This window comes from uncultured Nostoc sp., from assembly GCF_937863485.1.
Taxonomy (GTDB): Bacteria; Cyanobacteriota; Cyanobacteriia; order Cyanobacteriales; family Nostocaceae; genus Nostoc.
Window position 1 is genome coordinate 1 of sequence record NZ_CALMFY010000154.1, and the last position, 14,407, is coordinate 14,407.

The window sequence follows — 14,407 nt, forward strand, 5'->3', positions numbered from 1 at the left end:
CTTGTCCTGAGCGTAGCCGTAAAGCCTGCGGCATAGCTACGCCCTAAGCGCCAGCGTCTCCAAGAGTTGTATGCCTTCCCTGCCTCTCTGCCCCTTGCCTTCATCAATTAAACTGGCTTTGAAACTTGCTCATCCAAACGGCGAAACAAAAACACCCAAAGTGGTAAAGAACTGTTAATCGCAATCAGTCGCACTAAATGACCAGTTGTGACAATTTCAACATTATGATTTAATGCCAGGGAAACCAAGATCATTTCTGCTGATCCTCCTGGTGCTGTGACTAAGAGACAGGTTAACCAGTCCCAAGAGGTTAATTGCATTGCAAGTATAGCAGCGATCGCTCCGGCCACAAGGGTCATCCCCACAGACATCAAGGCATAGCTGACAGTCTGCTTTGTAAAGTTGGGTTTGTCTCCCCAATACTCACCAATAGTAATTCCCAGAAGCATTTGACCCAATAAGTTAATTAAAGGCGGCGGACTAAAGCTAATATCACCCACGAAAGGCAGCCAATGTAGCAAAGGATTAAACCCGATACCAATTAACAATGCACCAAAAAAATCGCCAGCGGGAATTTTAAATAATATAGCGGGATAAACTACCAATCCAGTGATTAGCAGTACTAACAAAAGTAATTCTAGTTGAGATGGGTCAAAATTGAGCCAAGCACCTTTGATCGGGAGTGTTTGGGGATAGTAATTACCAACAGATGTCTTAGCGATGAAGGGAATCAGAACAACTACTAAGGTGACGCGAATCGCCTGAACCAGGGCAACTAAGGTAACATTTTTATTGTAATCGGCGGCGATCGCTGCCATAATTCCGACACCGCCAGGAACTGTAGCCAGCATAGCTGTCATTAAGTTGGTTTTGCTGAGGCGGGAGTAAATATAACCAATACAGCTTCCACTCAGCAGCAGAAACAAGGTAAGAAAAATAAATATCGGAATATCAGAAACAACACTAGCTAGATTACCGTGGGCACTGGAAGCGCCAACAGTTAAGCCTACAAGTGCCATTCCCACTTTTCTAGCAGTGCGGTTAGGTTGGGGGGAATATTGATAGAAAATTCGACACCCTTGAAGAACCAATGTACCAGCAGCAATCCCACCAAATATCCAGGCAATTCTGCCAATTTGAAACTTTGCCAGCAGTAAACCCAAAGGTAATGCCAGAAGCATTTCCAAGACAAGGACAATTAGTTGCCTGGCAAATAGCTGTTGTTTGGTAATAACAGGATTTTCATGAGTGTGTTCTTCCAGGTTGGGAGCAACACTTACACTTTGATTCATCGATACAAGCTTTTTTATTAATTTAACTTATGTACTGAAGCTAATGCGATCGCACAATAAACCCAATTCTTAATTTAACGTAAGTTCGACAAACCTCTCTCTGACTTAAACTTTAGTTCAAGTCAGTCCCTCTCCCTGCTTTTACGTAGTAAAACTAGAAAGAGGTTTTTATTGGACTAATTAGGCGAACATCATATTACCCGTCGAACTCACGTTCAAATGGGAGCAATGCGATTTTGTTAGATGAACCCAAAAAACTGCGATCGCCTAATTCATCTTTTGATTCAGCAACGCCTGTTTTTATCCCCTTCTCAAAACCCTCACACAAGGTAAGGGCAAGCTCGCCACAACTTCCCCCAGTACAAAACTGCTGCTACTTTGGATCGATTTATTAGACCTCTTGCATAAATGCTTAAATTGTCATATTGAGCACAGCTAAACAGAGTAGTGAGATTCTTCTCTCCACTGCGCCCCGCTCAAAATGACATTCCTGATTTTTTGACTTTTACAAGAGGTCTATTGTCCGAGTATTACACGTTGCCCCGTGAAACTGAACGTCCCTCCTACCGGGGCTTGATCATTGAGCGGATTTGCGTTGAGTGAGAACGACCTCAGTGTTGATGTTCCTTGCACTATCCCATTTTTCGGATCAAATGTCATACGAACATCGTTTCTGGCAATTAGGCCGGGTAATGTTGCTGTTGGATACCAGAAGGTGAATGTCGTGGCGGTAATCTTTGTGTCTGAGGTACACTTCCAACTGCCCTGTGTGGTACCAAAGGGTTGGACAGAGGGAACACCACTTTGGTCTAAAGGAGAGGGAGCAGCTTGGTTTGAGCTAACGGAAACAATATTGCCATCTTGGGTGAACGTTAAAATCCCACGAAATAAACCGAATTCATCAGATTTTGTTGTGGTGATATATGTGCCTGTCACAAGTTTGCTACAATCCGTTATGGGTTGAGCTGAGACTTGGTGTATATTCACCAAGAAAGTAGTTGTGAGTGCTAACAGTAGACAAATCGTTAATTTAACAAAAGCATTACGAGTTTTCATTTTCAAACATCTGTTAATAAATACATCAACTGATTAACTCAAGGTTGACTTTAGAACTAATTATTCTCAGTAACAACTGTCATTAGGTGGTTGACAACATAATTCACGTTCAAGCGAAAAAATAGCAGTTCACGCGGTTCAGGTGCATGTACATCTCCAATAAAAGATCCGCAAATCAAGTTAGAAACTTATCTATCGATTTATTGAGGAATTGTAAAAATATACACCAATTTTTACACCTGCATCTATACCTGAGCAAATTAATCCGCCGGACTCACGGATAACCTGCGAACTGACAGCAGAAATTAAAAAACTCAATGGTACTAAAAAAAATTTAAGCAGGCATATTTCCAAAATACACCTGCTTAAACGATGACAACTTTACTGATTATCTACATCCAATCCCCAACAAATGATTAACTATTAAACGAAAGAAATAAGCCTCAAAATCAGCTTAAGTCTTCTACTTGTAACTATGTACATTTTGAGATCGTTAACTTAACACTGCTGGGTTGTTTTGTCCTTTCTTAGTCTAAACACCAATTCCAATGGTTCAGCTGTTTAATCTTCGTCAAGGGCTGGGAAAGCTTCTTCAAGCTGCCACAACCTATCTTTATTTTCAACGAACCAAATACGAGTTTCTGGAGTTAATTTACTCCAAATAACTTCAACAGGGATGTGAGGAGATGCATATTGGTACTGCTGACCAAGTGATTTGAGATTGTCCGCTACATGATGGGGAATTCCAAATTCTTCCCAGTCAACTGTGACACTTCTTCCTGAAACTCCCGCTGTGGGGTCAAAAATCAATTGTGCTGATCTGACTAAATCAGCAAAGTGTTTCGGTTTGAGTTTGGTGATCTCCTGAATTTGGAGTGACTCGTTATACTCTTGAGACATGATCGCCGCAGTGGTAAAGATTAGTGGTGTATTGAACTTACTGCCAGAGATTTTTATCCCAATATTTTTACTTTAGCGCAGAGCCGCTAAATTCATCACGACTAAGATTATAGATTAGGGATTAGGGACTTCCAGTTAAAAAAACATCCCATCTCCGGGGCGCAAGTAGGGGCGCAAGGCGAAGATCCCCTACAAATGTACAAATAATTTTGGATAATTTATTTTTTGTCAGTCCCTTAAGTATTGGGAAGAATTCTGATTCCAGTCCCCAATCCCCAGTCCCTAGTACAGCGCGGCGGAAATAAACAACCCATTTCAAATCTACGAAACATTTACGCTGTATTTCTTTTGTACTTTTACTTCTCTACGAGAGGCTGGCGCTTAGGGCGTAGCTATGCCGCAGGCTTTACGGCTACGCTCAGTACAAGTGACTTTTGACTTCCGCCTTGCGGTACTAGTTCCTATTTTAGTGACGAGTGTAGGAACGCTCAAAGTGAGTTTTGAGTGTCTGAGCCATAGCGGACATTACAACTGCTGCTATAGAAACCGATAATGCAACTATTCGGATTCTAGAATCATCTGCAAGTATCGCTACAGCCGCTAGAGCGATCGCTACTCCTATACAGCTTTGTTTTAGCCTATTTGTCACCTGATAAGCTCGATTGCAAGAATTACAAATAAGTGTGTGTCGCGAGAACCTGTCTAGCAAAATTGGCTTTGAATTTAACTCACTATTCTCAACATTTTTCCATGTGGAATAGCCGTGATAAAAAGGCAAAGATGACCCAAATTTATCTAGCCACTTGCGGTATTCAATCACTAATTGGTCAGATGTTTTCAGCGGCAAATATAGTTCTTTGAGACTTCTTCCCAAGCGCTCAATTTCTGACTGTTGTCCCACGCTCAGAGGCAAATCCTGCTCCAATATTTTGTTGGTATTCAAGTGATCGAGCCAGCGGGGCCTCAGCTTGACTCCCCATGTCATGAAATTACGATAACCTCTAGCTAAAAGACGGCATCGCCCTTTACCTAAAGGAATCGAATACAAAGCTAGTCCAAATGTCCAGCCTCGTTCTTCAATATAAGCAGTGTTCAGCACAAGACTTGGAGCAACAAAATCAATATACTTCCAGGCTTCATTTGATTTGTTAGTTCCCCGCCACCTGCCTCGAATCCCTTGAGCCGAACTCTCTAGTACTTCCATTTCTAGCGGTTGGGCATTTTTCCGATTACTACCACCCCTGGTGGCATGATGGCTAATAGCAACATGGGCAGGATCTATGACGTTCTCTACTAGATATGTTTGGTCATAAGGCAGATCCAATATAAAGTCTGCACACACGAATTCTGGCTTGTCTAAATCTGGCAGAATTGGGATAATTTCATCAACAGCAGTTTCTTTTTCGCCAGCCCACACCCAAATCATGCCTTGGCGTTCCACAACTTTAAAGGATGGTACGCAAGCATTGACTGGAATTTTTGCATCGGTTGGTAACTGGGGAATGTGGAGACATTGACCATTATTGCCAAACTGCCAACCGTGGTATAAGCACTCAATTTTGCCGTCAATAATTTGTCCATCAGAAAGTTTGGCTGTACGGTGAGGACAACGATCTGTTAAACAGATAAATTGTCCATCTTTGTTTTTGAACAAAACGAAGGGTTCATCGTACAAGGAAAAACTATGAGGGCGGTTGGCAGGTAAGTCTTGCACAAAGGTGACAGGATACCAGCATTGCCTCCAGTTAAATTCTTGCTTTTCCTCAGGTGTCTCAAAGGTAGAAGTTGGTGGTGTCGCCTGTAGTGTCTTTGTTTCTAATGACATAGTTTTCTCCAGGTTTATATGATTTTATACCTTTGGATTAGCAAATCTTTAGTCCCAGAGACAGAATATTTGCAGTTCCTATTTTAGTGACGAGTGTAGGAACGCTCAAAGTGAGTTTTGAGTGTCTGAGCCATAGCGGACATTACAACTGCTGCTATAGAAAGCGATATTGCTGCTATTCTGATTCTAGAATCATCTGCAAGTATTGCTACAGCCGCTAGAGCGATCGCTACTCCGATACAACTTTGTTTGAGCCTATTTGTCACCTGATAAGCTTGATTGCAGGAATGACAAATAAGTGTATGTTGCGAGAATCGGTTTAACGTGATCAACTTTTGATCACACTCGCTACTACCGACATTTTTTGAGGTGGAATAACCTTGATAAAACGGCAAAGATGACCCAAATTTATCTAGCCACTTGCGATACTCAACCACAAGAGGATCAGATGTTTTTAGTGGTAAATACACTTCTTTGAGATTTTGTCCCAAACGCTCAATTTGGGCCTTTTGTTCAACGACTAATTGCAAATCACCTTCTAAGATTTTGTTTCGGATCAAAATGTGATCTAACCAGGGAGGCATCAGCTGGAATTTTTGGCTAAAGATGTTACCATAATTTCTAACGAGAATCCGACATCTATCCTTACTTAGTGGAATTGAATACAAGACCACGCCCCCAAACTTACCTGGCTGTTCATAATGTAATTTGTAGAGAATCAAATTAGGAGCAATGAAATCTAATGACATCCAAGGCAGATTGGCTGTCTGTGTTTGCCGCCACCTTCCCTTAATTCCCTGAATGTTACTGTCAATGACTTCTAGTTCCAAGGGTTGGGCATCTTTTCGACTTCCTATGATGCCATCATGGCTGATTGGAAAATGAGCCGGGTCAATAACGTTTTCAATAAAATAGCTTTGATCGTAAGGTAGATCACGTACATAGTCTAAGTTGAAGCAATCCGGCTTTTCCAAATCAGGCAGAGATGGAATTAGCTCATCAATAGCTGTTTCGGCTTCCCCTGCCCACATCCAAATGATCCCTAGACGTTCTAAGACTTTAAAGGATGATACGCAAGCATTTACCGGAATTTTTACATCTGTTGGTAATTGGGGAATGTGCAGACATTGACCATCACTGCCAAACTGCCAACCGTGATATAAGCACTCAATTTTGCCGTCAATAATTTGTCCATCAGAAAGTCTAGCTGCACGATGGGGACAACGATCTGTTAAACAGATAAGTTGTCCATTTTGGTCTTTGAACAAAACGAAGGGTTCATCGTACAAGGAAAAGCTATAAGGGCGGTTGGCAGGCAAGTCTTGCACAAAGCTAACGGGATACCAGCATTGCCTCCAGTTAAATTCTTGCTTCTTTTCAGGTGTCTCAAAGGTAGAAGTTGGTGGTGTAGCCTGTAGTGTCTCTGTTTCTAATGACATACTTTTCTCCCGATTTCTTTGATTTTATGCGCCGTAACCGCGTAGCATCTCAAAGTTTTTGGTGCTGGCTGTACCGATGATTTTGATGCCATCCAGCACCGCAAGTTGCATCATGAACAGCCCTGCCCCACCGGCCGCACCGTAGACGAGTACGGTCGGCATAGTTAAGCGCCGCCGATCGCGTCCAGGTCGGCAATTGTTTGCGGTGAAAGTTGCAAATCTGCGGCTTTGAGATTCTCGTGCAGATGCTCAACCGATGAGGTTCCCGGAATCAGCAAGATGTTGGAAGATCGCTGCAACAGCCACGCCAGCGCAACCTGCATCTTGGTGGCTTTGACCGACGCCGCCACCGTGTCCAGCGTCGACGACTGAAGCGGGTTGAAGCCGCCGAGCGGAAAGAACGGCACGTAGGCGATGCCCTTCCCCGCTAGATCGCCGACTAGCGCCTCGTCGTCGCGGTGGGCGAGGTTATACTGGTTTTGCACACAAACCACAGGCGCGATCGCGCGCGCTTCCTCGACCTGCGCTGCCGTCACATTGCTAAGTCCCAGGTGCCGGATCAGTCCCTGCTGCTGCATCTCGGCGAGTGCAGTGAATTGCTCTGCGATCGACCCCTCGTTCGGTTTGTCCCCCCATCGGCGCAGGTTGACGACATCGATCACGTCAATGCCCAGGTTGCTCAGGTTGTCGTGCACCGCTTGGCGAAGCTCGGTCGGACTCTGCGCTGGATTCCACGATGCGTCCGCGCCGCGCACTGCGCCCACCTTGGTGACAATCGTCAGACCTTCGGGGTAGGGGTGAAGCGCCTGCCGAATGATTTGGTTGGTGATGTGCGGACCGTAGAAGTCGCTGGTGTCGATGTGATTGATTCCGAGTGCGATCGCTTCGCGCACAACGGCAACGGCAGCATCCACGTCGCGCGGCGGTCCCCAAACACCTGAACCAGCAAGCTGCATCGCACCATAGCCTATCCGCTTCAGAGTCACAGAAGTGCCTGCGAGCGTGAAACTACCGCCAAGGTTCACTTGAGCAATCATGTTTTTGTTCCTCCTAGATGTTTATTGGTTTGTGAAGAAATCAATTATTCCAATGTCATCAGCAATTGGTCTTCTAAGCAAAACGATAGTAATACTTTCAAGAGCCATTATTTCGCACCTTTATTGCGCGGTCAAGGTGTCACTTTCGCTGATGATCACGGGCTACGGAGCTAAAAGTTTTCAATAACTACAGGTTCGACTGATTCAGCAATTTCAAAGTCGAATATTCGTGAGTAAAAGTAGAGTTCTGCTGACAAAGAACGTTTGATATTCGGGGCTTTGCGGAAGCCATGTTCTTCAGCCTCAAAAGGAAGATAAGCCACAGGTACACCTTTAGTTCGCAGTGCTGTAACCATTGCTTCAGTTTGGTTGGGCGGAACCACTCGATCTTCTAATCCTTGGAAAAAAATCACTGGACAGGCTAGACGATCGCTAAAGTTAATTGGCGATCGCTGTTGATAAATCTGGCGCTGTTGTGGATAAGGGCCAACCAGACGATCCAAGTACCGCGATTCAAATTTATGTGTATCCCGGACTAAAGCTTCCAAGTCGCTGACACCATAATAGCTGGCTCCTGCTTTAAAAGTATCTCGGAAAGTCAAGGCACAAAGCGTTGTGTAACCACCTGCACTACCACCAGAAATTGCCAAGCGATCGCCGTCTACATCTCCCCGTTCCACCAAGTAACGCGCACCAAAAACACAATCATCTACATCTACAATTCCCCACTGTCCATCCAGTCGTTGCCGATACTCGCGCCCGTAACCTGTACTACCACCATAATTTACATCCAGAACCGCTATACCTCGGCTAGTCCAATACTGAACGCCAAAACTGAGGCTACTAGAAGTTGCTGCGGTGGGGCCACCGTGGCTGTTGACAATCAAAGGCGGTTTTTCGCCCGCAGGAGCAGTATAATCAAGGTTTTGAGGTGAGTAGAAAAGGGCGTGTGCTGTTTTGCCATCAGCTGTTTCGTACTCAATGGCTTCAGGGAGAGAAAGATAACCAGCATCAATAGTTACATCGCTGGAACGCCGTAGTACTTCCAGCTTTTTGGTTGTCAAATCCAGACGGATAATAGCTGCCAACTCAGTTGGAGAACTTCCGCGAAAAACCACCTGGTTAGAGGTGGCGTGCAGAGAACTAATAGCTGTGTAGGGCGTATTTATTGGTTCTAGTTGACCTGTTACTGTGTCAAGGTTAGCTAAATACCAAATACCTTGCTGGGTATAAGTACAAATAATCCGGTTAGCAGACTCAAAAGCATAAGTAGACATCCCAAAATTCCATTGCGGCTGACCAAACTCCGCTTTGATTTGAGTTAGCGCTTCTACATTTTGATCTTGCCAACGATATATATTCCACCAACCTGTACGGTCAGAAACAAAATACAATTTGCCATCCGGCGACCACTCTGGTTGAAAGATAGATTCATCTAAATCGCCAGCAATTTTTTGAGTATTTCCTAAACTACCATCTGCTTTTAATTCCCCAACCCATAGTTCAGTGCTATCCCAAGGCATATTAGGATGGTTCCAAGTCAGCCAAGCTAATCGTAAACCATCGGGACTGAGGCGAGGCGAAGCATAAAAGTCATTTCCAGATACTAATACTTCGATTTTGTGTCCGTCTAGTTTCACGCCGACTAAAGTATTGATCGCCTCATTTTGAGTATCAGTGTGATCTTCGTACACGCAAATAATTCGGTTGTGTTGGCGGTCAAAAATACCATCTGCATAGCGTGTGGCTGCTGATGGGGTGATGGCTTGCGGCTGTGTATCAGTATCCTGACGATATAGGCGTTGGTCAATAAAGTTAGAAAAGTAAACAGTGCCATCTACCACAAGAAAAGGACTGCCACCATATTCATGCACACGGGTACGCACGTTGAAGGGAGTAGGTGTGATATCAGAAATTTCACCATTTGCATTCCGGCGGACTACGACATTTCTACCTTGCTCTGACGGTCGCAGCTCGCTCCAGTAAATATCTTCGCCATCGAGAGCAATTTGTCCCAACCCAATTGTCCGTGCGGTAATTAAGTCTGTTGTGATGGGCGATCGCCAAGATCCGTAAGATACTACCTCTGGTTTAATCACGCTCTATTCTGCTCCCTGCTTCCAAGAATTATGCATTGTGTGTAGAGGCAAAACTCAGGCACACCCACTTATACTAATTTATAATACTATATTGCAGCTGCCCCAAACCTTTACTACAAGCGATTGGCAGGCTTGACAGCACTTGTGAACATAACGCCTGCGATGGGCTACCTCCACCGCAGGCGATCGCTCCTTGCCTGGTGAAATAGAAGTTCCGTAGTTGGGAGCGCCAAATATGTCAGAAAAATGTAAAAGCTGGTAATTATCACTCAACTGTAACTGCTAATTTTGTAACCGAAATGTCTCCGAAATCAACAATGTAAATGCACCTGAATGATCATATTTAGCAGTGAGGCGTTTATACTCATTTTCGGCAACCAGTTTTCCGGCTACTATCTCAAACTCCTCTCCCACACGCAACTTTTTAGGAATATTCACAACGACACCATCGGGTAAGTAAAAAGTGTCATTTTTCCCATTAGTGGGGTCTAAAATAATCTCGCGAATTTCTTCTGCATCTGAAACTTTTAAATCAGAGGTGATAGATTCTTTTGTGCCAATCCAACTTCCTGAGAGACTGGTTATTTCCTCGCTTGTTCTGCTGTTGGGAAAACTATTTAAATGTTCGCGCACATATAGAATTTTCTCTAAATCTCCATTTTCTGTATAGATACTAGCTATGCTAGTATTCCAATCTTTATGCTTTAAAAATAACTCAACTGAGAAACTACGTCCCGATTCCAGTTTTCTCTTAACCCAAGCACTGAAACCATAATCAACAAGAGCTAATCCCCTTTTAGATGGGTCTGCTGGATGCAATAATCCATCAGGCTGATTACAAATTTCCTTCTCAATTTGCCATTGTTTTTCTAGCGTACTTCCGTCTGGTGAAGGGAACTGATTTATGTGAGTAATTACCGTTTTATCGGCATTGGGACGCAAATTTCTGATACCTTGAGAAGACTTGATCACTTCTTTTTCTGGGGAGTAAAAAGTCCATATACCATACATAGACTGGCCTTCTGTGGGAAGGGATCCATATAATTTTTCCCAGTGTTGCTCTTGGAGATGCGTCATTTTTTTAAGTATAAGTAAATGTTGCAGCTTTGACCGAGACAATTTTAGATTTTAGATTTTGGATTAAATTAAAATCTAGAATCTAAAAAAAGGTTCCAGAGCAAGCGACAAGAGTCGTAGAGAAATCAAAAAATTTCATCATCCAGAGCAAGTGCATTAATGCATGGAGTCAATCCAAAATCCAAAATCCAAAATCCAAAATCGAATGACCTTACAATACCTTTGCCAGAAACAAAGGTGTGTCTAACTTTTTGCCGAAACAGCCCAAGACAAGCGTATGCTTGGCTGTTAAGCAAGTTGTCACGATTTCAGGAGCTATCACGCTGAATTTAGAAGCTGTCGTTACTAAAATCACGATTTTTTGCTTAAAATCACAATTTTTTGCTTAAAATCACGATTTTTTTCTTAAAGTCGTGAGTTTTTTCTTAAAGTCGTGAGTTTTTGCAAGATTTGGAAGATAAAGAATATTACGCCATGTACGACTTGCTCTCAAACCTAACCCCCAACCCTACAAGGCTTGGGGAGCAAAAACCAAAGCCTTTCAGGAGTGGGGGAGAGGAATGGAAGCAAAGTTCTAAGAATAAGTTGCACATCGCGTAAGGTATTGACCTCAGTTACTCATTTTCAATCAGAACTGTAACAGCAGCGATCGCAATCAACATTTCGTCATTTTTATCGTTGAGTTCGGGAATAGCCCGCCCTTGAACTATCATCCCCCCAGATTCTACGGTAAGACTTTTCCGACCAAATGGTAGGACAGCTAGTACCTCTTCTTCCCTAACTTGTTCTGGGTATGGTACTGCTACCTGAACTTCTATAATCATTTCATTGGGATGACTTAAACCAGCAATCTCCCAAACACCAGGTAAAGCATTGTGAGCGATCGCATTCCGTACTGCCCTAGATGCTGCTACTGTCGGTTCTTGTCCATGCTGATCTATTCCCATGCCCATCTCAATAATCAACCGTTTACGCACCATTGCTACCTCTGGTAAATTCTGCACCTTTCACTTTATCTTTCTATTGGATAGCAATACAGAATTCTCGATAAATGAAATACACCATTAAAGAAGTCAAGAGTTCAATCTACAGTTATCCTAAATCCTGACTTCTAACTAAGAAGGGGACAGGCATTAAACAAGAGCGTGAAAATGACGTAGGCATAATTCATCAATTGTACCTACCAAGGATTTCGGGCAAGACATAATTAATTTCAACAGATGTCTATTGTTTTATGTGCAATCCCTCTCTCAAGCTTGGGAGAGGGACAGACAAAGAAGGGAAGCTAAACACCCCGTAGCCTCGTAGGGGAGGGGCATTTGTGAGAGGTTCTTTAAGGATTACTGAATTAGTGTTCTAGGGAGTTGCAATAACTTGAAAGCGTCGCATCATATCGAAGTCTTCGTGTTCTAGGATGTGACAGTGCCAGAGATAATACCCCGGTTTATCGAAGGTGGCAATAATCCGAATAACTTCACCTGGGTTAACAACTACGGTGTCTTTCCAACCTTTCTCATAAAGTGGCGGAGGCTCAGGATTGCCGATTAGACCAGCATTTTGTAGAAATAACTTAGTCTTACGAGGGCCTGTAATAATTGGGACTGCACTGCCAGCAAAATTCTGTCGATTTAGAATCAGGAAGGAAACCAAGTGCAAGTGAATTGGGTGTGGCTCCTGTGTCGTGTTGTATAATTCCCAAACTTCAGTTGTGCCGAGTTTTGGTTTCTCAGTAGTTGGCTCGTCATAGCGCAATGAGCCGTCTGCCAATGTACCTTGCTCTAGCAGCTTGCGACCGAATTCATCCTTATTCTCAAAAAGAACCAGTTGCCGAGTCAGTCCGGTTTGAGCAGGAGGTATAATCTTGTCAGGTAGCAACCGTGTTGTCAGTCCATCACTTTCATTAGTATCGACTGTAGCATTTGGAACAGTTGAAAGTGGTTGCTCAACTGCAATCTTCATTATCTGACCTGTAAGATCGGAATCGGCTTTATCATCAAAGTTCCTGATGATGAACTCTTTTCCCGAATCGCCAGTGAAGTCAACAATCACATCAGCGCGTTCACCTGGAGCAAGAACTAAATTTTCAAGTACGACTGGTTTTTCTAATAAGCCTTGCTCAGTGCCGATTTCGTAAAACTTTTCCTTTGAGTCGTTGAAATTCAGGTTGTAGAAGCGCGAATTTGAAGCGTTTGCCAAACGTAAACGGTACTTTCTCGGTTCTACCGCCAGCTTTGGCCATGCCATACCATTTACTAGGATGAAATCACCATAGAAATTGGGCACTACACTTGGATAGGAAGTATCTGGATAATTTGAACCAGGTGGGTAGTAAAGCTGACCTTTCGCAGTGAAATCCCGATCCTGGATGATGAGTTCTTTCTCGTGGTTACCACTGGGCAAAATATTGCGATTGATCAGATTAATTTCGTTGTTATCCCTCAGTAAATAGAAGCCTGCAAGACCAGCGTATAGACTTAAACGATTGTTACTAAGAATGTGGTCGTGATATAAAAGTGTCGCTGCCCGCTTATTGTCATTTGCATAACTATAGTTCTTTTTAACCCAACTGGGTCCGGTTTGTGAGAAATCTTGGGTAAACCAAGCTTCGGAATATCCGTCGCTAGTCCACTCAGTATGACCTCCATGCACATGCGTCACTGTAGGTACAAGCCCTTTTTGGAGAGCGTTTTCAACCGATTTTGTAATGATGCTCTTGTCTACTGGGAAAAGATGTCCGGTTTTTGGTAGTTTGTTGTCCCACAGCACTTCAATCGGTACGTCTTTTCGTGTCACGAATGTGGAACCTGGGTAAGTAACAGCCTTTTGCCCTTTTAAGCCATACCCCCAAACTGTTGTATTCAAGCGTGCATCATCCTTTGTACCATATATGCCATCTGCACCAGGACTGCTATATAGTCCAAGCCATTGCTTAGTTTCTCCCATCTCTACATTGAAGTGACCACCCTTTGTAGCATCTATCCTCCTTAGAGACGGCAGCGAATTGATGAACTTCGGTTGAGTTCTTGGATCTAGCCGCGAATCAGCAGCCATAGTTAAACTCAATTTGGAAAATATGATTCCAGCCAGTAGTGTTACAATAAAGACAAAGGGGAGATACAGTTTGAAGTTTCGCCTCCACTTACTCAGCAACAACTTCCTAGTCATAATTAATCTACTCCTTCAAAAATTCTTATTGATAGTAAGTTAGTACAACACGGCATAAATAGGGCAACGATTTAAAAACCCTAAAGAGTTTATTTCGTAATACTTTTGACTTTTGACTTTTGACTTCCGCCTTGCGGTACTAGTGGATATCCAATTAAAAAATGCTGCTCCTGCCTTTTTGCTAAGAATGATTTTACCTGTACTTAAATAAAATTACGTGAATTTCACTTAAGTTATACGTAACTTAAATGAAACTAAAAAAAAATGATTTATTTTTTGCAATACATGATTTTTTTAGGGAATGTTCTTCTAATCAAACGAAACCTTTGGATAGTTTTAGGCGAATCCAGAAAAATATACTACTTTCTGTTGATTAACCTCAACCTCCGCAAAATTCCTGACTAGTACGCTACGGCGTAAATAGAGCAACCATTTAAAATCCCTAAAGAGCTTATTCCATAATACTTTTGACTTTTGATTTTTGACTTCCGCCTTGCGGTACTAGTCCTTAAAAAGC

10 protein-coding genes are annotated in these 14,407 nt (G+C 43.1%); all 10 read right to left on the reverse strand.

The features are described from left to right. Positions 1-107 precede the first annotated feature (107 nt). The 10 genes from Q0541_RS19880 to Q0541_RS19925 all read right to left on the reverse strand — a co-directional run bounded on the left by Q0541_RS19880 (position 108) and on the right by Q0541_RS19925 (position 13,776). On the reverse strand, positions 108-1,292 hold the full coding sequence (locus Q0541_RS19880) for an AbrB family transcriptional regulator (RefSeq protein WP_298914026.1): 1,185 nt from the start codon (positions 1,290-1,292) through the stop codon (positions 108-110). 516 nt (positions 1,293-1,808) lie between these two features. Then, positions 1,809-2,348: a hypothetical protein gene (locus tag Q0541_RS19885; protein ID WP_298914028.1), complete on the reverse strand. Its 540-nt coding sequence runs from the start codon at positions 2,346-2,348 to the stop codon at positions 1,809-1,811. A 561-nt stretch (positions 2,349-2,909) separates the two neighbouring features. Then, positions 2,910-3,248 carry a hypothetical protein gene (locus tag Q0541_RS19890; RefSeq protein ID WP_273765046.1) on the reverse strand — a complete coding sequence of 113 codons (339 nt, stop codon included), beginning with the start codon at positions 3,246-3,248 and terminating at the stop codon, positions 2,910-2,912. A 466-nt stretch (positions 3,249-3,714) separates the two neighbouring features. Then, positions 3,715-5,073: a Rieske 2Fe-2S domain-containing protein gene (locus tag Q0541_RS19895; protein ID WP_298914034.1), complete on the reverse strand. Its 1,359-nt coding sequence runs from the start codon at positions 5,071-5,073 to the stop codon at positions 3,715-3,717. 83 nt (positions 5,074-5,156) lie between these two features. After that, positions 5,157-6,512 carry a Rieske 2Fe-2S domain-containing protein gene (locus Q0541_RS19900; protein WP_298914037.1) on the reverse strand — a complete coding sequence of 452 codons (1,356 nt, stop codon included), beginning with the start codon at positions 6,510-6,512 and terminating at the stop codon, positions 5,157-5,159. A 164-nt stretch (positions 6,513-6,676) separates the two neighbouring features. Beyond that, on the reverse strand, positions 6,677-7,549 hold the full coding sequence (locus tag Q0541_RS19905) for an aldo/keto reductase family oxidoreductase (protein ID WP_298914040.1): 873 nt from the start codon (positions 7,547-7,549) through the stop codon (positions 6,677-6,679). A 170-nt stretch (positions 7,550-7,719) separates the two neighbouring features. Then, positions 7,720-9,648, reverse strand: coding sequence for a S9 family peptidase (locus Q0541_RS19910; protein ID WP_298914043.1), 1,929 nt, complete (start codon positions 9,646-9,648; stop codon positions 7,720-7,722). 282 nt (positions 9,649-9,930) lie between these two features. Continuing rightward, a complete protein-coding gene (locus Q0541_RS19915; protein WP_298914046.1) occupies positions 9,931-10,725 on the reverse strand; it encodes a DUF3598 family protein in 795 nt (264 codons plus the stop codon). 614 nt (positions 10,726-11,339) lie between these two features. Next, positions 11,340-11,705, reverse strand: a complete 366-nt coding sequence (locus Q0541_RS19920) for a Lin0512 family protein (RefSeq protein WP_298914073.1) — start codon at positions 11,703-11,705, stop codon at positions 11,340-11,342. A 376-nt stretch (positions 11,706-12,081) separates the two neighbouring features. Then, a complete protein-coding gene (locus tag Q0541_RS19925; protein ID WP_298914048.1) occupies positions 12,082-13,776 on the reverse strand; it encodes a multicopper oxidase family protein in 1,695 nt (564 codons plus the stop codon). Between the last annotated feature and the right edge of the window lie 631 nt (positions 13,777-14,407).